Genomic DNA, 19001 nt, shown 5'->3' on the forward strand with positions numbered 1-19001 from the left:
GGAGACCCTGCCATGGCAAGCTTGGCGGAACTGCGCATGGAAGAGCCCGACGAGATCGCGATCGAGCCCGCGGCGCGCCCCGAAGAGTTGCGCATCCTCGAGGCTCTCCTGTTTGCCTCGGCCGAACCGCTCGAGCAGGCCGCGCTCGCCAAGCGTATGCCTGAAGGTGTCGACATCAAGGCCGCACTGGCGCAGCTGCAGGCGGAGTACGCCAATCGCGGCGTCAATCTCGTGCGCGTCGCCAGCAAATGGACCTTCCGCACCGCCGGCGATCTCGCCTGGCTGATGACGCGCGAGAGCACCGAGACGCGCAAGCTGTCGCGTGCGGCGATCGAGGTGCTGGCCATTGTCGCCTATCATCAACCGGTGACGCGCGCCGAGATCGAAGAGATCCGCGGCGTCGTCACCTCCAAGGGAACGCTGGACGTTCTGCTGGAGACCGGCTGGATCAAGCCGCGCGGGCGCCGCAAGACCCCAGGCCGTCCGCTGACCTTCGGCACCACCGATGCGTTCCTGGCCCAGTTCAGCCTGGAGACCCTGGGCGATCTGCCAGGCCTGGAAGAGCTGAAGGGCACGGGCCTGCTGGATTCCCGTCTGCCGACCGGCTTCACCGTCCCGACGCCATCGGACGATCCGACGCTCCGGGAGGACGAGGAGCCGCTGGATCCGGGCGACCTCGATCTGGCGCTTGCGCCGGCGGTCGAGGCCGAACCTGGCGACGCTGAGGCGGCAGAGACCGAAACGGCGGAAATGGAGACGGTCGCAGCCGAGACAGCCGTGGCCGAGGCTGCCGAGGGCGAGATGGGAACCGCCGAGACCGCGGTTCAGGACGACGCCTCGTCGCAGGTCGCCGTTGGCGATCTGGAACTGCCCGGCACCGATGCGGAAACCGACACGACGGAGCTGGACTTCGCCGTCGAGGAGACCGAGCTCGAGCAGGAGGACGAGGCCGTGACCGAGCTCGTCGAAACTTCTGCCGAGGCTCAGGCTCAGGTGGAGGACGAGGCAGAAGCAGAGGCCGAGATCGACGCGGCAGACCACGAGATCGACGCCGCCGATGACGAGCACGATCGCGATACCGACGAGGACGGCTCGCCGCACCAAAACTAGTGGTCGGAGCTGTTAACACTCGCGTTATTACGTAGGTCCCGCCGCGAATTGTCGGACCTTAAGTGCTTGTTTTTGGAGGCGTTGGCGCCTACCTTCCGCCCAGATCGGGCTGTCCGCGCGCTATTTTCGGCCGGTGCTAGGCCGCGTTCGTGTTGCTGTTTCGCAATCGAATGCTAGAAGCGAAGTGTCGCGGTCAAGTCCATGGATATGACGCGGTTTCGGCGGTAGCGTCGACGGGCAGTCGGGTGAAGGCTGCGCCGGTGTTTGGAGGGTTGCAGGATGGGTTCGCTTAGCATTTGGCACTGGATCGTCGTGATCGCGGTCGTCCTGCTGTTGTTCGGGCGCGGCAAGATTTCCGATCTGATGGGCGACGTCGCGCAGGGCATTAAGGCGTTCAAGAAGGGCATGCAGGACGACGACAAGGCGCCGGAGAAGACCGAGCCCGTCAAGTCGATCGATCATGGCGCCACGCCTTCGGCCACCCGCACGGATGTCGGCAGCAAAGCCGTTTGATCTGCGCGTGAAAGGCGCGGGCGGCGCGCCCCCGCAGGGACGGCACCGGGACCTGTTCAGGCAGGCCCGGGCAGGCGGGATCAGAGGCGTCGTCGCGTAGGCGGATTGTTTCATGTTCGATATCGGCTGGAGTGAGCTGCTCGTCATTGGGGTCGTCGCGTTGATCGCGATCGGTCCCAAGGAGCTTCCGGGCGTCCTGCGCATGGTCGGGCAATGGATCGGCAAGGCGCGCCGGATGGCCTCGGAGTTCCAGGGCCAGTTCCAGGAGGCGATGCGCGAAGCGGAAATGGCCGACCTCAAGAAGAGTTTCGACGAGGTCCGTGAGGCCGCCAGCGGTTTCACCCCGACCGGCGTGATCTCCTCGTTGCAGCGCGACGTCGACAAGGCTCTCGATATCGAGGGGATCGACAAGCCTACTGAGCCGGCGCCCGCACCGGACGCGGCCGCTGCTTCGTCCGAGCCTCCTTTGATGACCCCGACGCCCCCCGAACCGCCACAGGCCGAGACCTTCGTGGAGGCTGAAGCTCATCAACCGGTGGGCGAGCCGCTGGCGATCGTACGTGAAATCAAGCCCGAGCCGCAGCCCGAAATGTCTGCGTCAGCAGAAGCTGAACGCCTGAAGGACGCCAAAGCGTCATGACCGTCGAAGATATCGAGGCCAGCAAGGCCCCGTTGATGGACCACCTGATCGAGCTGCGGTCGCGGCTGATCAAGGCGCTGCTCGGCTTCGGCGTGGCCTTCATCTTCTGCTTCTTCTTCGCCAAGCAGATCTACAACATCCTGGTGCTGCCGTTCGTCTGGGTGGCAGGTGCCGAGAACAGCAAGTTCATCTACACCCAGCTGCTCGAATATTTCATCACGCAGCTCAAGCTGGCGATGTTCGGCGCCGGCTTCATCTCCTTTCCGATCATTGCGACGCAGATCTACAAGTTCGTGGCGCCCGGCCTCTACCGCCACGAGCGCAATGCTTTCCTCCCTTACCTGATAGCGACCCCCGTCTTCTTCGTGCTCGGCGCCATGCTGGTCTATTTTGCGGTGTGGCCGATGATCGTGCGCTTCTCACTCGGCATGCAGCAGCTCGGCGGCCCCGAGACGGCGCAAATCGCGTTGATGCCAAAGGTCGGCGAATATCTGTCGCTGATGATGTCGCTGATCTTCGCCTTCGGCATCGCATTCCAGCTCCCGGTCATCCTGACCCTGCTTGGGAGGATCGGCATCGTCACCTCGCAGATGCTGAAGGAGAAGCGGCGCTATTTCATCGTGATCGCCTTCATCATCGCGGCCGTCCTGACGCCGCCCGACGTGCTCAGCCAGGCCTCGCTGGCATTGCCGCTGCTGGCCCTCTACGAGGGCGCGATCATCGCGGTCGGCATCGTCGAGAAGCAGGCGGCTGCGGCCAAGGCGGGCTCTTCGTCGGGCTCCGGCAACTTGCCGACCACGCCAGCGGAATAGGGCAGGCCCGCAAGCCCGGGCTCCATCCCGGGCGTTGCCTGTTCCCATCCGCCGCCTTTCGCGGTAGTGCAGGCCGGCCCGTGATCCACGGCGACTCGCCGACATCTTTCGTTCCCAGGACCGAACGACCATGCACGACATCAGATCGATCCGTGACAACCCGCAAGGTTTCGATGCGGCGCTGACGCGCCGGGGTCTGTCGCCCCAGTCGTCGCAACTGCTGGGCATCGACGAGCGGCGTCGCGCGGCGATCCTGGCGTCCGAGCAGGCGCAGGCCCGGCGCAACGCCGCTTCCAAGGAAATCGGCGAGGCCAAGAAGGCCAAGGACGAGGCGCGTGCGAGCGCGTTGATGGAGGAGGTCGCGAGGCTCAAGACCACGATGCCGGAGCTCGAGGCCGCAGCGAAGCAGGCCGACCAGGAGCTGGCGCGCGAGCTGTCAGCGATTCCGAATCTGCCGCTCGACGAAGTGCCCGACGGCAAGGACGAGCACGACAATGTCGAGCGCCATGTGTTCGGCGCCAGGCGCAACTACGCGTTCGCGCCCAAGCCGCATGACGACATTGGTTCACCGCTCGGCATGGACTTCGAGGCGGCCGCAAAACTGTCGGGCGCGCGCTTCGTCGTCCTGAAGAAGGGACTGGCGCGGCTGGAGCGCGCGCTTGGGCAATTCATGCTCGACCTGCACACGACCGAGCACGGCTACACCGAGATCAACCCGCCGCTGCTGGTGCGTAACGACGTCATGTTCGGCACGGGACAATTGCCGAAGTTCGAGGACGACCAGTTCTGGGCCGTGAAGGGCGAGCTGATTGCGGAGCCGGATGATCGCCTCAAGACCGAGCGGCTCGGACTCATTCCAACTGCTGAGGTTGCCCTGACCAACCTCGTGCGCGAGTCCATCGTCGACGAGAAGGAGCTGCCGATGCGGCTCACGGCGCTGACGCCGTGCTTCCGCGCCGAGGCAGGCGCGGCCGGCCGCGACACCCGCGGCATGATCCGTCAGCATCAGTTCACCAAGGTCGAGCTGGTCTCGATCACGACGCCGGAAGCCAGCAAGGACGAGCATGAGCGCATGCTGGCCTGCGCCGAGGAGGTGCTGCGCCGGCTCGATCTGCACTATCGCGTCATCACGCTGTGCACCGGCGACATGGGCTTCTCCTCGCAGAAGACCTACGACATCGAGGTCTGGATGCCGGGGCAAGGCGATGGCGGCGCCTTCCGCGAGATCTCCAGCTGTTCGGTGTGCGGCGACTTCCAGGCGCGCCGCATGGATGCACGCTATCGCGGAAGTGACGGCAAGCCGCGCTTCGTGCACACATTGAACGGCTCGGGCACGGCTGTCGGCCGTGCGCTGATCGCGGTCATGGAGACCTATCAGCAGGCCGACGGCTCGATCGCGGTCCCCGACGTGCTGCAGCCCTATATGGGCGGCCTCAAGGTGGTGGCCGCCGAGCCATAGCGCCGCGGCAAATTGCATCCGCCCCGGTCGCCGCCATTGCGTGGCGGCCGGCGGGTCGTATCCTCCGGTTCTGTTCAGCAATTGCTTTTCAGAAACCGGCAACATGGTCCTGCATCGGGATATTTTCTGGATCGGGCGGCAATGGGCCGTCACCGGCTCCGGCATCCAGGCGGTCGATCAGCGCCTGAAGGGAGCGTTCGACGTCGATTGCTCGAGGGTCTGGGACGAGGGTCTGCACGACTCGCTGCGCGATCAGCCCTGGTTCAACCCGGTCGACTTCGAGAAGGCGTTGAGTGTCGCGCGGGCCCGGTTTGCAGCAGTGCCGCCGACCGAGCCTTCAGCAGTGCCGGCGCCTCCTGCTCAGCAGGCAGCCGGCGTATCCGGCACGTCCAGCCTACCGTTGAGGCTGGGCATACGAGGGCAGCTCGCCAGGTTCCTGCCGCAGTGGCGGATCCGGCATTGACCGGGTGATGCCGGCGAGCGCTCGGGTTTGCCTCGCTGCTGCACAGCAGATAAGACACCCCCGAACGATGCTTTCGAAGAGACGGAAGGTTGGCCATGCGGATTCTCTGCACCAATGACGACGGGATCCATGCGCCGGGTCTCAAGGTGATCGAGGAGATCGCACGGGCCCTGTCCGACGACGTCTGGATCGTGGCGCCCGAGCTCGACCAGAGCGGCGTGTCGCATTCGCTCTCGCTCAATGATCCGTTGCGGCTGCGCGAGGTCGGCCCGCGCCACTTTGCCGTGCGCGGCACGCCGACCGACTGCGTCATCATGGGGGCCCGGCATATCCTGGGGGCGAAGCTGCCCGACGTGGTGCTGTCCGGCGTCAACAAGGGCCGCAACGTTGCCGAGGACGTGGTCTATTCGGGCACCATCGCCGGCGCGCTCGAAGGCACCATTCTCGGCTTGCCGTCGTTCGCCCTGTCGCAGGAATTCAGCATCGCCACTCGCGACAAGCCGTCCTGGGACACCGCGCTCAAATTCGGCCCGCAGATCGTGCGCAAGGTGCTCGAAGCCGGCGTGCCGAGGAATACAGTGATCAACGTCAACTTCCCCGCCTGTGCACCGGAAGAGGTCAGGGGCGTCGTGGTCACCCGCCAGGGCAAGCGCAATCTCGGCTTCTTGAAGGTCGATGAGCGGCGCGACGGCCGCGGCAACCCCTATTTCTGGATCGGCTTCGACCGGGCAGCTTCGCTCGATTTGCCCGACGAGGGGACGGACCTCGCAGCTCTCGCGGCGCACTACGTGTCAGTGACTCCGCTTCGCCTGGATCGCACGGACGAGGCGTTCTCCGGCAAGCTCAGCGACATTCTCGGCTGAAGCGCCTTCTACCCCTGCGGCTCAGCGCCACGCAGGGCATGATCGATCGCCTTTCCGAGCGTCTCGAGCTGGAACGGCTTCTGCAGGGCCGGCCGGTCGCGATATTCTTCCGGCAACCCCGACGAGCCGTAGCCGGTTGCGAAGATGAAGGGCCGGTTGCGCGCCTTGATGAGATCGGCCACCGGCGAGATGACCTTGCCGTTGACGTTGACGTCGAGAATGGCAACGTCGAAATAGGTGCTCTCGGCCAGCCGCATCGCTTCGCCGATTTCGCCGGCCTCGGCCGCGACGGTGTAGCCGAGCTCTTCCAGCATGTCGGCCACCATCATTCGGATCATGACTTCGTCTTCAACCAAAAACACAGAGCCGCGCGGCGGCCGCGGTGCAGTCATGATGTCAGTCCTTGCCCATATCCGATTTGACGCTCGCAAATAACGGCTTATGGCGCAACGTCAACAATGTCGTCTTTCATGGCCGTGCGGCGTGGGCACGATCGCCCATAAGGTGAACGAACCGGACCCGACTTGGTTCCTCGTGCGGAACGCGGTCGTCGTCGGGACCATGACGGTGCATCCTGGTTGCGACGGGCGCGCGGAAAATCGGTGCGCAACCCTCGCCCGGCAGGTAAATTGCGCAGGAGCCCACCAACCGACATCCCGATGCCCCCAGCTGCTCCTCCCGAGAAAATGATGTTTCAGCTGACCCTGCGTCGGCGCGGGATCAGCGATCAGGCGGTGTTGCGTGCGATGGAAGAGGTGCCGCGGGAGGAGTTCGTTCTGCCGGCCGACCGCCCGGACGCCTATCGCGACAGCGCGATGGCGATCGCTTGTGGACAGACCATCAGCCAGCCCTTCGTCGTCGCCTACATGACCGAGCAGCTCAAGCTGCAGAAGTCCCATCGTGTCCTCGAAATCGGGACGGGGTCGGGGTACCAGGCCGCGATTCTGTCCAGGCTGGTTACCAACGTCCTGACGGTGGAGCGCTTCCGGACATTGGCCGACAAGGCCAGGGAGCGGTTGGAGAAGCTCGGCTGCTTCAATGTCGAGGTCATGCTCGGCGATGGCTACGCGCTGCCGCCGGGGGGCGGCCAGTTCGACCGCATCATCGTAACGGCGGCGATGGATGAGATTCCCCAGAGCCTGCTCGACCGGCTGGAGCCGGACGGTATCCTGATCGCGCCGGTCGGGCCGCAACACGGGGTGCAGACGCTCGTCAGGATCACGCGGACGGGTGATCGTTTCGACCGAAAAGAGCTCGTCGACGTGCGATTTGTGCCGGCAATTCCGGGAATTGCGCGCGAACTCTAAAGAGACGGATCAGCAGGCCGCACAACGCTTTATTCGCGGCTTAAGCGCTTATTTACCGCGGCTGTGTTTACTCGAATTCGTTGTTTGTTGCGTACGAGTGAGTAACCATGCCCGCCACTGTCGAGTTGCTTCGCTCGCGCCGCCTGCCGCAGGTTGCGGCGTTGGCGCTGATGTCATTCGGCGTCGCCGGCTGCAGCGCCGACATGTCGACGCGGCTGTCGCAGACGCAAAATCCGTTTTCAAACCCGTTTGCATCCGATTCCACCGGGTCGGTGCAGGCGCAGCCGCCCCGGCAGCACCAGCAATATAGCCAGTCCTACACGCCGGCTCCCGCGCCGGCGCCAGCCTATTCGTCCGCGGCGCTGCCGCCCCCGGCGGTCGGGGCTCCGCAATCCTATCCGACGGGCGGCGGTGCCGGAGGCATGTCGTCGGGCGGGCGCGGCGTCGCATCCTATGCGCCACCCGCTGCGGTCCCCGTCGCAGCGCCCGCCGTCGCCGCACCCCAGGCCTATGCACAGCCGGCGCATTCCTATGCTCCGCCGGCTCAGCCGCGGCTCGAGACCACCGGCACCGTGCCGCCGCGTTCGGTCGCGGCCGCGCGTCCTGCCAGTGGCACCAAGATCATCGTCGGCACCAGCGATACGCTCGACATCCTCGCCAAGCGCTACCGCGTGACGCCGGCTGAGATCCTGGCTGCCAACGGCTACAAGGGGCCGCGCGCGTTGTCGCCGGGCCAGCAGCTGATCATTCCGCATCCTGGCGCGGTGGCGGCTGCGCCCGCGGCCCAGCCCGTTGCTGCGGCGCCAATGATCGCGCCGAAGCCGGTGGCGGCCGCAGCACCGTCCACCGTCCACTTCGTCAACCGCGGCGAGACACTCGCCAGCATCGCCCGCCAGAATCATCTGACGGCGGCTGAGCTCGCCCGCGCCAACAACATCGATCAGGCATCGCCGCTGAAGCTCGGGACCAGGCTGACCGTCCCTGGCAGGGCCGTAGCGGCAGCCGCGCCGGTGGCCCCGGTCGCAACCGTTCCCCAGGCGGTTGCGACCGTGCCGGCGCCAGCGCCGACGACGCGGGTTGCGGCGGCAGGTCCGGTCCAGAGCGCCCGCCTGGCCCAGGCCAATCCGGCGCCCGAGAAGGAGGAGGAGCCGGCGCGGCCGGCCGAAACCACCAGCTCGCTGCCGACCTTCCGCTGGCCGGCTCGCGGCAAGGTGATCACGAGCTACGGCGCCAAGACCAACGGCAAGTCCAACGACGGCATCAACATCGCCGTGCCCGAGGGCACCCCGGTGAAGGCAGCCGAAGATGGCGTCGTCGCTTACGCCGGCAATGAATTGAAGGGCTATGGCAATCTGGTCCTGGTGCGGCATTCCAACGGCTATGTCACCGCATATGCCCATGCGAGTGAGCTGATGGTGAAGCGCGGTGATCCGATCAAGCGCGGCCAGGTCATTGCCAAGTCGGGTCAATCGGGAGAAGTCGGATCGCCGCAGCTCCACTTCGAGATCCGCAAGGGATCGTCTCCGGTTGACCCGCTGCAATTCCTCAACGGGGCGTGAGCCGCGACGCCTGCCGTCCTCACATGCAAGGGCTCGCCTCTGGGCGAGCCCTTGTCGTTTGAGGCGGGATATCAGCCAAAGGCGTCATTGCGAGCGCAGCGAAGCAATCCAGGGTGGTGTGCGGGACTCTGGATTGCTTCGCTGCGCTCGCAATGACGGAGGCTGAGACTGGTTGCGTGCCACGTAGGCGACTGTCATCGCCTGCGATGGGGCGCGGAAGGTCGGATTACTTCGCGCTCAGCCGCACGCCGAGGCGGCCCGCCAGATCCTGCGTGAACTGCCAGGCGACGCGGCCGGAGCGCGAGCCGCGCGTCGTGGCCCATTCCAGCGCCTCGCGCTCCAACTGATCCGCGGCGACTGCGATGTCGAAATGGCCGCAATAGCCTTTGACCATCGCGAGATATTCGTCCTGGCTGCAGCGGTGGAAGCCGAGCCACAGGCCGAAACGGTCGGATAGCGAGACCTTCTCCTCGACCGCTTCGCCCGGATTGATCGCGGTGGAGCGCTCGTTCTCGATCATATCGCGGGCCAACAGATGGCGTCGGTTCGAGGTGGCGTAGAGAATGACGTTCTCGGGCCGTCCCTCGATGCCGCCTTCGAGCACGGCCTTCAGCGATTTGTAGGACGCATCATTGCCGTCGAACGACAGGTCGTCGCAGAACACGATGAAGTGGAACGGCGCGGCACGCAGGATGTCCATCAGCGCCGGCAGGCTCTCGATGTCCTCGCGGTGAATCTCGATCAGCTTCAGCCGGTCGGCCGGCTTGCGCGTGACGTTGATGCTGGCATGGGCGGCCTTCACCAGCGATGATTTGCCCATGCCGCGCGCGCCCCACAACAAGGCGTTGTTGGCCGGCAGGCCGTTGGCAAAGCGCTCGGTGTTCTCGATCAGGATGTCGCGCATCCGGTCGATGCCCTTGAGCAGGTCGATCTCGACACGGCTGACGCGCGGCACCGTCGAGAGCCGGCCGTTCGGATGCCAGACGAAGGCGTCGGCCGCGTTGAGGTCAAGCGCGGGCGTGGCACCCGCATGGGTTGCCGCCAGATGCGCGGCAATGGCTTCCAGCGCACGGGCAATCCGGTCAGCCGTATCGTCGGAGGCGGGGCGGGCAGGACGTTTTGCCGCGATCTCTCGTGGCTTTTGCGCTGCAGGCCGGGTGCCTTTGGCGAGCGGTCCGAGGGCGTTTTTGGCGGGGCTACGGGACGGGGCTTTGGCTGGTTTTTTCGACATGCTGCAAGTTCCTGATGGGGCAGCCATATCGGGCCTCGCCGGCTGCCGCAAGCGGGGCGAAATGAAGGGGCGGGGCGCCTTGCTATTGGGACTGCTGCCGCTATATTCCGCGCGAAATTCGCAAGAGGCCGGCCCGCGCCGAGACATGCGTGGTTCGCCGGCTATTCCCGTCTCACCGGGCGCTGCCCACGAGGATCGACCACATGCTGATCACCCCTGCCTATGCCCAGGCCGCCGGCGCTGGCGACACCAACAGCATGCTGATGTCGCTGCTGCCGTTCGCGCTGATCTTCGTGATCATGTATTTCCTGATCCTTCGGCCGCAGCAGAAGAAGGTCAAAGAGCATGCCGACCTGGTCAAGAACGTCCGCCGCGGCGACACCATCGTGACCCAGGGCGGCCTGGTCGGCAAGGTGACCAAGGTCGTCGACGACGACCAGGTCGAGTTCGAGATCGCCGACGGCATCCGCGTGCGCCAGATGCGCCAGATGATCACCGGCGTCCGCACCAAGGGCGAGCCCGCGAAGGCAGACGCAAAGGACGACAAGAAGGACGAGAAGGCCGCGAGCTGATTGCGGCCCGGCCAGATCAACTCCGGCCTTCGCTCTCTAGTGATGTTCTGATTTTTCGGGCCGGCTACGGCCCTTACGGACAAGCTCCATGTTGTATTTCACGCGGTGGAAGGCGCTGGGCATCATTCTCACGGCGCTCGTCGTGTGCCTGTGCGCGGTGCCCAACTTCTTCTCCGAGGCGACGGTCAAGACCTGGCCGGCCTGGGCGCAGCGCCGGCTGGTGCTCGGCCTCGACCTGCAGGGTGGCTCCTATCTGCTGCTCGAGGTCGACTCCAACTACATCAAGAAGGAGCGGCTCGATGCCGTGCGCGACGACGTTCGCCGCACGCTGCGCGATGCCAAGATCGGCTACACCGGATTGGTGAGCCGGGGTGATGGGGTCGAGGTCCGGATCACCAAGGAAGGCGACACGGGAACTGCGATCTCCAAGCTGCGTGATCTCTCGCAGCCGCTCGGTGGGCTGCTCGGTTCCAGCGGCCAGCGCAGCCTCGAGGTCAGCGATGCCGGCGGCGGACTGGTCCGGCTGACGATCCCGCCGGCGGCCATCACGGAACGCATCCGCCAGACCATCGAGCAGTCGATGCAGATCGTCGAGCGCCGCGTCAACGAGCTCGGCACCGTCGAGCCGGTGATCCAGCGCCAGGGCAACGACCGCATCCTGGTGCAGGTGCCGGGCTTGCAGGATCCGACGCAGCTCAAGAACCTGCTCGGGCGCACGGCCAAGATGGAATTCCGCATGGTCGACACCTCGGTGCCGGCGGATCAGGCGATGCAGGGGCGGGTGCCGCCGGATTCCGAGGTGCTGCAGAGCGCGTCGCCGCCCAACCAGCCCTATGTCGTCAAGAAGCAGGTGCTGGTCTCCGGCGGAGATCTCTCCGACGCGCAGACCGGCTTCGACCAGCGCACCAACGAGCCGATCGTCACCTTCCGCTTCAACTCGGCCGGCTCGCGCAAGTTCGCGCAGGCCACGACCGAGAATGTCGGGCAGCCGTTCGCCATCGTCCTCGACAACAAGGTGATCTCGGCGCCGGTCATCCGCGAGCCGATCACCGGCGGCTCGGGCCAGATCTCCGGCAATTTCACCGTGCAGTCGGCCAACGAGCTCGCGATCCTGCTGCGCGCCGGCGCGCTGCCGGCGCCGCTCACGGTCATCGAGGAGCGCACCGTCGGTCCGGGTCTCGGCGCCGATTCGATCGCCAAGGGTGAGCTCGCCTCCTATGTCGGTTCGATCCTCGTCATCGTGTTCATGCTGGTGACCTACCGGCTGTTCGGCGTGTTCGCCAACATCGCGGTGGTCGTGAACGTCGCCATGATCTTCGGTGTGCTGTCGCTGCTCAACGCCACGTTGACCTTGCCGGGCATCGCCGGCATCGTGCTGACGGTCGGCATCGCCGTGGACTCAAACGTGCTGATCTATGAGCGCATCCGCGAGGAGCTGCGTGGCGGCCGCAACGCGATCTCGGCGATCGACGCCGGCTTCAAGCGCGCGCTGGCGACCATTCTCGACTCCAACATCACCACCTTCATCGCCGCCGCCGTGCTGTTCTACATCGGCACCGGCCCGGTGCGCGGCTTCGCCGTGACGCTGGGCATCGGCATCCTCACCACGGTCTTCACCGCCTTCACGCTCACCCGTCTGATCGTCGCGGGGTGGGTGCGGTGGAAGCGGCCGCAAAGCGTGCCAATCTAGGAGCTACTGTGACACACTGGGTTCTCATCGGGCTTGGCATCCTGATCGTGGTGCTGACGGTGGTCAGCGCGCTCGGCCTGCTGCCGTCGCTGCGCATCGTTCCCGACGACACGCATTTCGATTTCACGCAGTTCCGCCGCATCAGCTTCCCGATCTCTGCGGCGCTGTCGATCCTGGCGATCGTGCTGTTCTTCACCCATGGCCTGAACCTCGGCATCGATTTCCGCGGCGGCACCCTGCTCGAGGTGCGGGCCAAGTCCGGCACTGCCGACATTGCGGGGATGCGCGCGAAGCTGTCGACGCTCGGCCTCGGCGAAGTGCAGCTGCAGCAGTTCGGTGCTGATACTGATGCATCGGTTCTGATCCGTATCGCCGAGCAGCCTGGCGGTGATGCCGCGCAGCAGGAGGCCGCCAACAAGGTGAAGGCGGCGATCGGTGATTCCGTCGAATATCGCCGCGTCGAGGTCGTGGGTCCGCGCGTCTCTGGCGAGTTCCTCGCCGTCGGCTTGCTTGGCCTGATGCTCGCGATCGTCTCGATCCTGATCTATCTCTGGTTCAGGTTCGAGTGGCAGTTCGCGCTCGGCGCCATGATCGCCAACGTCCACGACATCGTGCTGACCATCGGCTTCATGTCGATCAGCCAGGTCGACTTCGACCTCACCAGCATCGCGGCGCTGCTGACCATTCTCGGCTACTCGCTGAACGACACCGTCGTCATCTACGACCGTATCCGCGAGATGCTGCGGCGCTACAAGAAGATGCCGATGCCGCAGCTGCTCAACGAATCGATCAACTCGACCTTGTCGCGCTCGATCATCACGCACGTCACGGTGACCCTGGCGCTGCTGGCGCTGCTCTTGTTCGGCGGCCCGGCGATCCACAGCTTCACCGCGGTGATGATGTTCGGAGTCGTGCTGGTCGGCACCTACACCTCGATCTTCATCGCGTCGCCGATCCTCATCTATCTTGGCGTGCATTCGGTCCGAGCCGAAGCGCAGGAGGAGAAGCCGGCGGCGAAGAAGAAGATGCCGTGATTCGAAGGAAGCTTGCCTTCGGATCAGATCTGGAGGCAGCAAGCTGGTCTCGGGCATGACCACTCCGAACGACACTCCGCACTTCCCGCGATCGGCGCCGATCGACGGCTATGGCAAAGGCGGCTTTGCCTTTGCCGGCATGTCGCACCGCGGCTCGCTGTTGTGCCTGCCCGACTCGATCTGGGCCTGGGATGTCACTCGGCCCGGCCAGATCGACCGATATTCGCTGCAGCGCGTTTTCGACGCGGCGAATAGAATCGACACGCTCATCATCGGCACCGGAAACGAAGTCTGGATCCCGCCCGCACCGCTGCGCGCGGCCCTGCGCGGCGTGAACGTCGTGCTCGATGCGATGCAGACCGGCCCCGCGATTCGCACCTACAACGTCATGATCGGCGAGCGGCGCCGGGTTGCGGCAGCGCTCATCGCCGTCCCATGAGCGAGACGAGCGCCAACAGCGACGCCGCGTTCTGTGCAGGCCTTGTCCGCGAGCACGATTTCGACCGCTACGCCTCGACGCTGTTCATGCCACCCGAGCCCCGGCGTGCGCTGTTGTCGCTGTACGCATTCAACGTCGAAGTAAGCCGCATTCGAGATCTGGTGTCGCAGCCGCTGCCGGGCGAAGTCCGGCTGCAGTGGTGGCACGACACGCTGACGGGTCACGAACATGGCGGCGCCGAGGGAAATCCCGTTGCGGCCGAATTGCTGCTCACCGTGCAGCGCTTCGCGCTTCCGGTCGAGCGGCTGACGCGCCTGGTCGATGAGCATCAGTTCGATCTCTACAACGATCCGATGCCGTCAATGGCGGCGCTGGACGGCTATCTCGGCGACACGCGTGGCGCGCTGTTCGCGCTGGCCGCGCAGATCATCGCGCCGCCGTTTGCGGACGCCGATCATCTCGCGCACCATGCCGGCATCGCGCAAGGGGTGCTCCAGGTGATCGCGTCGCTGCCGCGCGATGCCGCCCACCGGCAGCTCTACGTTCCGCTCGATCTTCTCGCGCGGCATGCCGTCGGCCAGGAGGAGATGTTCTCCGGCAAGGCATCACCGGCGATCCAGGAGGTGATCATGGACCTGCGCGGGCAGGCCCGGCAGCATCTCGATCACACCCTCGAACTGGCGCGTCAGGCGCCGCCGGCCGTGCGGCCGGTTCTGCTGCCGCTCGCGCTGGTCCGGCGCGACCTCGCGCGGGCCGGGCCCCGCGACGATCCGTTTCAACCGCGCCCCCGCTCGCGCCTTGCGACGCTGTGGACGCTGTGGCGGGCCGCGGGGACGGCGAGTTTTCGCGCGCGCTGACGCCGTCGCGGGCTCAAGCCGAGGGCATCGTGTTCCAGAGTGGCGGGCTGTGCAGGAGTCTCGGCATGTCCGGCGGCTCGTGCCGGTGGATCGTGCAGCGGGTGTCCCAGACGACGAGATCACCGGGCCGGCAGGTGTGGGTCCAACTGAACTCGGGCCGTTCGGCAAGCTGCCAGAGATCGTCGAGCAGCGCGTCTGATTCGTCCTGCTCGAGGCCGACGACGTAGGAATGGCGGCGCTGCCCCAGTGCGAGCATCGAGCGGCCGGTATCGATATGATTGCCGACCAGCGGGTGCACCGGGCCTGCGATGACGGTGCGACGGCCGTCATCGGCGGTGTCGGTCGAGAGATGACGAACCTTCAGATGAGCGACGCGGCTGCGCAGCGCCGGCGAGAGCGCGTCATAAGCGGCGTAGAGGCTGCAGAATGACAGTCTGTCGCCCAGCAAGCCGCCGGGAGAGGTGTAAAATAGATCCGCGTGACCGAAGCGGCGGCTGAAAGCCGCGATGTCACGTTCACCAAGACGCTGGCCGCGCACGAGCAGGACCTGGTGCTTGAGCAGCGCGCGCATGAACGAGGCGAACGCCCAATCATCGAAGGATCCGAGATCGACATTGCAGACCTCGGCACCGAGCGTCTTTCCCGTCGGGATGACCTGGATGAGGCTGCTTTCGGCGCTTCGAGCAACGTTGCTTCTGAGACTCACTTGCGTCATCTCCCAAGTTTCACCAGCGCCTGCAAATCAACCATCGTAATTTGTCGCGGGTGTTTCGGCTCGGAGGCAATTCGCGGAAGGATCGCGGCACGATCTGCCGATTGTCGGCACACTCTGCCGCTCTGAGTCGGAAATTGGACGCTTCAAGGCGACGCACGAGGAAATATCCAGCAACCTGCAACTCATTCGCAGGCAATCTGGCGCTTGATCGTGCGGATGTCGCGCGCAAGCGAATCAGTGCGGGCGATTCGTTCCCTTGATCTGGGTCCGATGCATGATTCGCCGCGCATGATCATCGAACGGATCGCGCCGATGCATGGTGCAGCGATTGTCCCAGATGACGAGATCGCCGACCTTCCAGACATGCTCCCAGGCGAATTCCGGACGGGCTACATACGCCCACAATTCGTCGAGCAGTGCCTCCGATTCCGCCAGTTCGAGCCCGACCAGATAGGCGTTGCGCCGGCGGCCGAGATAAAGCATCTGCCGACCGGAATCGGGATGCGTGCAGACCAGCGGATGGATCGCGCCCGGCGAGGTGCGCGGATCATCGGTCGGCGTCACGCCCTGACGTACGAAGCCGCCGCTGTTGTAGGTGCCGTCGTGCTTGATCTTCAGATCCGCGACACGGCGCTTCAGTTCGAGCGGAAGCGCGTCGTACACGGCATACATGCTGCAGAACGAGGTGTTGCCGCCGGCGGGCGGAATTTCCAGCGCGTAGAGCGCGCTCGCGATCGGCGGCGTGTCGAGATACGACATGTCCGTATGCCACACCGCTTCTCCCGCGCCGAGACTGCCGATCGCCTCGCCATTCACCTTCACGTTCGAGACGATATAGATTTCGGGCAGACCGTCGACGAAGCGGCGCCCGTTCTCCTGCACCGGCGCCCAGTCGAGATCACCGAAGCGGCGGCTGAAGGCGATCAGGTCCTGGTCCGTCAGACCCTGGCCGCGCACCAGCAAAACGGAGTGCGTGTGAAAGGCGCGGAGCAGGGCGCCGAAGGCCGCATCGTCGAGATGCCTGAGATCGACATGTCGAATCTCCGCCCCGAGTTGCCGGCCAGTCGGGATGATCTCGATGCTCGACGACCGAGAGATTGTCGCCGCGCGGGTCTCGACGTTCATTGCCAAATCCTCCCAAACGACATTGCAACCACAGGATACAATGGCCGGGCCGCGAAGTCTCGTCCGCTCAGGCCGAAGGCAGCTTCAGGTCGGCCTCGAAATTGAACCGGTCGCGCAGGTTCTTGCGCGAGTCCAGGATGTCCTTGAGGAAGGCGCGATCACTGTCGCTCGTGAGCATCGGCTCGATCAGGTCGATCTGGTTCATCGCGACCAGCTGCAACAGCTCGGTGCGTGGCCTGCCGCTGGCGTCGCGCGGCAGGGCATGCACGACCTGGATGTGCTCCGGCGGCTTCGGGCCCTTGGCTGAAGCAAGCTCGTTCTGCAACTGGGTTTCAAGCGTAGGCTGCTCCCCCTCGACGAACGCATACAGCCCGACGCCGGTTCGGCGGTCGGCGAAGGCGACGATCGCGGCATCGCGCACGGCCGGGTTCTTCCGGATCATATCCATCAGCACCGGCGCATCGTTGACGAGGCGCCGTCCACCCCCCTCGCGGTCGGTGAAATTGAAGATGCCGCGCGTGATCGCGCGATACACCTTCTTGCCGGTCATCAGCCAGATGCGCGCGAACAGCGATTTGCGTGCCAGGATCTTGCGCTCCTTCGGCGTCAGCGCCTCGGGCGCGTAACTCCGCTTGTGCTTGAGCAGGTGACGCAAATCCTCATAGGCCGCGATCCGGAACAGGCGGCTGCGGCTGTCGAAGCAGGCGGCCAGCTGAAAGTCCGTCACGTAGCTATGGCCGTCGTGACCGACCAGCCAGTTCTGCTCCTTGGCGAGATCGTTGTGCGTGATTCCGGCGCGATGCAGCCGGCGCATCATCCGCTTGGCCGAGCGGAAATAGGCGACGTTGCCGTGCGGCTTGGCCAGATGCAGCGCCACGCCATTGATGAAGCCGCGGACCAGCGCGCGATCGCCCGCCCACAGCAGATCGGGGCCGGCGTTGAGCCCCCTGGCGCGCGTCAGCGCCTTGCGCTCGCGCGCGAACAAATGCCGCGCCAGCACGAACGACCACCACGGCACCTCGTCGAGCCGGCGCAGCACCGCATCGACTTCGCCGGCCTCGCTCTTGAAGCGGCCGCGCTCGACGGTCGAGAACACGTCGCGCTTGAGCAGCACGCCTTCGCTCCAACGTGCCGCCAGCACGGCGGAATCAGTCTTCGGCAAACTCATGGGGCTCTCACGCAGCGGCCGCGACGCGCAGGTGCTCGGCGATCCAGCGGTCGAGATCAGCCAGCGCGCGGGCGCTCATCGCCTGCTTCTTCGCCACCGTCTTCTCGTTGCCCTTCAGCCGCGTGCCGTCCGGCTTGCGGGTGGGGGCCGCCGCCAGCGGCGGGAACAGGCCGAAATTGATGTTCATGGGCTGGAACGAGCGCGTCGCGCCGTCGATCGTCTCGATGTGGCCGCCGGTGATATGGCCGAGCAGGGCGCCGAGCGCGGTGGTTGGCGGTGGCGGCAGCAGATCGGCGCCGCGCACCTCGGCGGCGGCGTAGAGGCCTGCGATCAGGCCGATGCTCGCCGACTCCACATAGCCCTCGCATCCCGTCATCTGGCCGGCAAAGCGAAGCCGAGGTTGCGCGCGCAGACGGAGCTGCGCATCGAGCAGCTTCGGCGAGTTGAGGAAGGTGTTGCGATGCAGCCCGCCGAGCCGCGCGAATTCGGCGTTCTCGAGACCGGGGATCGTGCGGAAGATCTGCTGCTGCGGGCCGTATTTCAGTTTCGTCTGGAACCCGACCATGTTGTAGAGCGTGCCGAGCTTGTTGTCCTGGCGCAGTTGCACGATCGCGTAGGGTTTGACGGTCGGATTGTGCGGATTGGTCAGGCCGACCGGCTTCATCGGACCATGGCGCAACGTCTCGTGACCGCGCTCGGCCATCACTTCGACCGGCAGGCAGCCGTCGAAATAGGGCGTGTTGGTCTCCCACTCCTTGAAGTCGGTCTTCTCGCCGGCGAGCAGCGCCGCGACGAAGGCGTCGTACTGCTCCTTCGTCATCGGACAGTTGATGTAGTCGGCGCCAGTGCCGCCCGGACCGACCTTGTCGTAGCGCGACTGGAACCAGGCCTTGGACATGTCGATCGTGTCCTTGTGCACGATCGGCGCGATGGCGTCGAAGAAGGCGAGCGCCGTCTCGTCGGTCAGGTCACGGACGGCCTCGGCCAGCGGCTGCGAGGTGAGCGGACCGGTGGCGATGATCACGTTCTCCCAGTCCGCCGGCGGCAGGCCGGTGATCTCGCCGCGGCGCAGCTCGATGCGCGGATGGCCTTCCAGCGCGCTTGCGACGGCGGCCGAGAAGCCGTCACGGTCGACGGCCAAGGCACCGCCGGCCGGGACCTGGTTGGCGTCGGCGGCCCGCATGATCAGCGAGCCGAGCCGACGCATCTCGGCATGCAGGAGGCCGACCGCGTTATTGGCCGCGTCGTCGGAGCGGAACGAGTTGGAGCACACGAGCTCGGCCGGCGTCGCGGTCCGGTGCGCCTCGGTCATGCGGTCCGGCCGCATCTCGTGCAGCACGACGTCGACTCCAGCCTCGGCGAGCTGCCAGGCGGCTTCCGAGCCGGCGAGGCCGGCACCGACAATGTGGACGGTCTTCGAAGGTGATTTGGAGCCTGTCATGCG

Annotated in this window: 20 protein-coding genes; 14 read left to right on the forward strand and 6 right to left on the reverse strand. The window is 65.6% G+C overall.

Annotation, left to right across the window (positions count from 1 at the left end):
• Window positions 1-12: 12 nt before the first annotated feature.
• The 7 genes from scpB to surE all read left to right on the forward strand — a co-directional run bounded on the left by scpB (window position 13) and on the right by surE (window position 5860).
• The gene (scpB, locus tag QX010_RS07195; protein WP_316178558.1) at window positions 13-1110 is read left to right on the forward strand and encodes an SMC-Scp complex subunit ScpB; all 1098 of its coding nucleotides are present in this window, start codon (window positions 13-15) and stop codon (window positions 1108-1110) included.
• 279 nt (window positions 1111-1389) lie between these two features.
• Window positions 1390-1623, forward strand: a complete 234-nt coding sequence (locus QX010_RS07200; protein ID WP_006614346.1) for a twin-arginine translocase TatA/TatE family subunit — start codon at window positions 1390-1392, stop codon at window positions 1621-1623.
• A gap of 112 nt (window positions 1624-1735) precedes the next feature.
• Window positions 1736-2263 (forward strand): Sec-independent protein translocase protein TatB, encoded by a 528-nt coding sequence (tatB, locus tag QX010_RS07205; RefSeq protein WP_316178560.1) that lies wholly within the window; start codon window positions 1736-1738, stop codon window positions 2261-2263.
• On the forward strand, window positions 2260-3075 hold the full coding sequence (gene tatC, locus QX010_RS07210; protein ID WP_316178562.1) for a twin-arginine translocase subunit TatC: 816 nt from the start codon (window positions 2260-2262) through the stop codon (window positions 3073-3075). Before tatB ends, tatC begins: the two co-directional genes overlap by 4 nt.
• Before the next feature lie 130 nt (window positions 3076-3205).
• Window positions 3206-4534, forward strand: a complete 1329-nt coding sequence (gene serS, locus QX010_RS07215; protein ID WP_315799821.1) for a serine--tRNA ligase — start codon at window positions 3206-3208, stop codon at window positions 4532-4534.
• 103 nt (window positions 4535-4637) lie between these two features.
• Window positions 4638-4997 carry a hypothetical protein gene (locus QX010_RS07220; protein ID WP_316178943.1) on the forward strand — a complete coding sequence of 120 codons (360 nt, stop codon included), beginning with the start codon at window positions 4638-4640 and terminating at the stop codon, window positions 4995-4997.
• 95 nt (window positions 4998-5092) lie between these two features.
• Entirely contained in the window at window positions 5093-5860 is a 768-nt protein-coding gene (gene surE / locus QX010_RS07225) for a 5'/3'-nucleotidase SurE (RefSeq protein ID WP_315799823.1), read from the forward strand.
• Window positions 5861-5868: 8 nt separating this feature from the next.
• Here surE and QX010_RS07230 read toward each other — a convergent pair whose 3' ends face one another.
• Entirely contained in the window at window positions 5869-6252 is a 384-nt protein-coding gene (locus tag QX010_RS07230) for a response regulator (protein ID WP_315799824.1), read from the reverse strand.
• Window positions 6253-6519: 267 nt separating this feature from the next.
• On the opposite strand from QX010_RS07230, the gene QX010_RS07235 reads away from it, so the two are divergent.
• Entirely contained in the window at window positions 6520-7167 is a 648-nt protein-coding gene (locus tag QX010_RS07235; protein ID WP_315800417.1) for a protein-L-isoaspartate(D-aspartate) O-methyltransferase, read from the forward strand.
• 107 nt (window positions 7168-7274) lie between these two features.
• Window positions 7275-8726, forward strand: coding sequence for a LysM peptidoglycan-binding domain-containing M23 family metallopeptidase (locus tag QX010_RS07240; protein WP_315799825.1), 1452 nt, complete (start codon window positions 7275-7277; stop codon window positions 8724-8726).
• Window positions 8727-8952: 226 nt separating this feature from the next.
• On the opposite strand, the gene QX010_RS07245 is transcribed toward QX010_RS07240, so the two are convergent.
• Entirely contained in the window at window positions 8953-9957 is a 1005-nt protein-coding gene (locus QX010_RS07245; RefSeq protein ID WP_316178564.1) for an ATP-binding protein, read from the reverse strand.
• Window positions 9958-10160: 203 nt separating this feature from the next.
• On the opposite strand from QX010_RS07245, the gene yajC reads away from it, so the two are divergent.
• The 5 genes from yajC to QX010_RS07270 all read left to right on the forward strand — a co-directional run bounded on the left by yajC (window position 10161) and on the right by QX010_RS07270 (window position 14549).
• Entirely contained in the window at window positions 10161-10529 is a 369-nt protein-coding gene (yajC, locus tag QX010_RS07250; protein ID WP_172108587.1) for a preprotein translocase subunit YajC, read from the forward strand.
• Between the two features lie 88 nt (window positions 10530-10617).
• A complete protein-coding gene (gene secD / locus QX010_RS07255) occupies window positions 10618-12219 on the forward strand; it encodes a protein translocase subunit SecD (protein WP_316178566.1) in 1602 nt (533 codons plus the stop codon).
• Between the two features lie 8 nt (window positions 12220-12227).
• Entirely contained in the window at window positions 12228-13253 is a 1026-nt protein-coding gene (gene secF, locus QX010_RS07260; protein WP_315799828.1) for a protein translocase subunit SecF, read from the forward strand.
• A 55-nt stretch (window positions 13254-13308) separates the two neighbouring features.
• Window positions 13309-13692 (forward strand): Mth938-like domain-containing protein, encoded by a 384-nt coding sequence (locus QX010_RS07265; RefSeq protein WP_316178568.1) that lies wholly within the window; start codon window positions 13309-13311, stop codon window positions 13690-13692.
• Window positions 13689-14549: a phytoene/squalene synthase family protein gene (locus tag QX010_RS07270; RefSeq protein WP_316178570.1), complete on the forward strand. Its 861-nt coding sequence runs from the start codon at window positions 13689-13691 to the stop codon at window positions 14547-14549. Before QX010_RS07265 ends, QX010_RS07270 begins: the two co-directional genes overlap by 4 nt.
• Before the next feature lie 13 nt (window positions 14550-14562).
• On the opposite strand, the gene QX010_RS07275 is transcribed toward QX010_RS07270, so the two are convergent.
• The 4 genes from QX010_RS07275 to trmFO all read right to left on the reverse strand — a co-directional run bounded on the left by QX010_RS07275 (window position 14563) and on the right by trmFO (window position 18998).
• A complete protein-coding gene (locus QX010_RS07275; protein ID WP_316178571.1) occupies window positions 14563-15255 on the reverse strand; it encodes a TauD/TfdA family dioxygenase in 693 nt (230 codons plus the stop codon).
• A 243-nt stretch (window positions 15256-15498) separates the two neighbouring features.
• Window positions 15499-16389, reverse strand: a complete 891-nt coding sequence (locus QX010_RS07280) for a TauD/TfdA family dioxygenase (protein ID WP_316178573.1) — start codon at window positions 16387-16389, stop codon at window positions 15499-15501.
• 67 nt (window positions 16390-16456) lie between these two features.
• Window positions 16457-17557, reverse strand: a complete 1101-nt coding sequence (locus QX010_RS07285; protein ID WP_316178574.1) for a serine/threonine protein kinase — start codon at window positions 17555-17557, stop codon at window positions 16457-16459.
• Window positions 17558-17564: 7 nt separating this feature from the next.
• The gene (gene trmFO / locus QX010_RS07290; protein ID WP_316178576.1) at window positions 17565-18998 is read right to left on the reverse strand and encodes a methylenetetrahydrofolate--tRNA-(uracil(54)-C(5))-methyltransferase (FADH(2)-oxidizing) TrmFO; all 1434 of its coding nucleotides are present in this window, start codon (window positions 18996-18998) and stop codon (window positions 17565-17567) included.
• Window positions 18999-19001: the final 3 nt, after the last annotated feature.

The organism is Bradyrhizobium sp. SZCCHNRI1009, from assembly GCF_032487575.1.
GTDB lineage: Bacteria > Pseudomonadota > Alphaproteobacteria > Rhizobiales > Xanthobacteraceae > Bradyrhizobium.

What these genes read in the sequence shown, in the direction of transcription:
- QX010_RS07245 (WP_316178564.1), bottom strand. Translation starts at nt 9,957, where the DNA reads ATGTCGAAAAAACCAGCCAAAGCCCCGTCCCGTAGCCCCGCCAAAAAC.
- scpB (WP_316178558.1), top strand. Translation starts at nt 13, where the DNA reads ATGGCAAGCTTGGCGGAACTGCGCATGGAAGAGCCCGACGAGATCGCG.
- tatC (WP_316178562.1), top strand. Translation starts at nt 2,260, where the DNA reads ATGACCGTCGAAGATATCGAGGCCAGCAAGGCCCCGTTGATGGACCAC.
- QX010_RS07285 (WP_316178574.1), bottom strand. Translation starts at nt 17,557, where the DNA reads ATGAGTTTGCCGAAGACTGATTCCGCCGTGCTGGCGGCACGTTGGAGC.
- QX010_RS07235 (WP_315800417.1), top strand. Translation starts at nt 6,520, where the DNA reads ATGCCCCCAGCTGCTCCTCCCGAGAAAATGATGTTTCAGCTGACCCTG.
- QX010_RS07280 (WP_316178573.1), bottom strand. Translation starts at nt 16,389, where the DNA reads ATGAACGTCGAGACCCGCGCGGCGACAATCTCTCGGTCGTCGAGCATC.
- QX010_RS07220 (WP_316178943.1), top strand. Translation starts at nt 4,638, where the DNA reads ATGGTCCTGCATCGGGATATTTTCTGGATCGGGCGGCAATGGGCCGTC.
- QX010_RS07270 (WP_316178570.1), top strand. Translation starts at nt 13,689, where the DNA reads ATGAGCGAGACGAGCGCCAACAGCGACGCCGCGTTCTGTGCAGGCCTT.
- QX010_RS07200 (WP_006614346.1), top strand. Translation starts at nt 1,390, where the DNA reads ATGGGTTCGCTTAGCATTTGGCACTGGATCGTCGTGATCGCGGTCGTC.
- QX010_RS07230 (WP_315799824.1), bottom strand. Translation starts at nt 6,252, where the DNA reads ATGACTGCACCGCGGCCGCCGCGCGGCTCTGTGTTTTTGGTTGAAGAC.
- QX010_RS07265 (WP_316178568.1), top strand. Translation starts at nt 13,309, where the DNA reads ATGACCACTCCGAACGACACTCCGCACTTCCCGCGATCGGCGCCGATC.
- trmFO (WP_316178576.1), bottom strand. Translation starts at nt 18,998, where the DNA reads ATGACAGGCTCCAAATCACCTTCGAAGACCGTCCACATTGTCGGTGCC.
- surE (WP_315799823.1), top strand. Translation starts at nt 5,093, where the DNA reads ATGCGGATTCTCTGCACCAATGACGACGGGATCCATGCGCCGGGTCTC.
- serS (WP_315799821.1), top strand. Translation starts at nt 3,206, where the DNA reads ATGCACGACATCAGATCGATCCGTGACAACCCGCAAGGTTTCGATGCG.
- yajC (WP_172108587.1), top strand. Translation starts at nt 10,161, where the DNA reads ATGCTGATCACCCCTGCCTATGCCCAGGCCGCCGGCGCTGGCGACACC.
- secD (WP_316178566.1), top strand. Translation starts at nt 10,618, where the DNA reads ATGTTGTATTTCACGCGGTGGAAGGCGCTGGGCATCATTCTCACGGCG.
- tatB (WP_316178560.1), top strand. Translation starts at nt 1,736, where the DNA reads ATGTTCGATATCGGCTGGAGTGAGCTGCTCGTCATTGGGGTCGTCGCG.
- QX010_RS07240 (WP_315799825.1), top strand. Translation starts at nt 7,275, where the DNA reads ATGCCCGCCACTGTCGAGTTGCTTCGCTCGCGCCGCCTGCCGCAGGTT.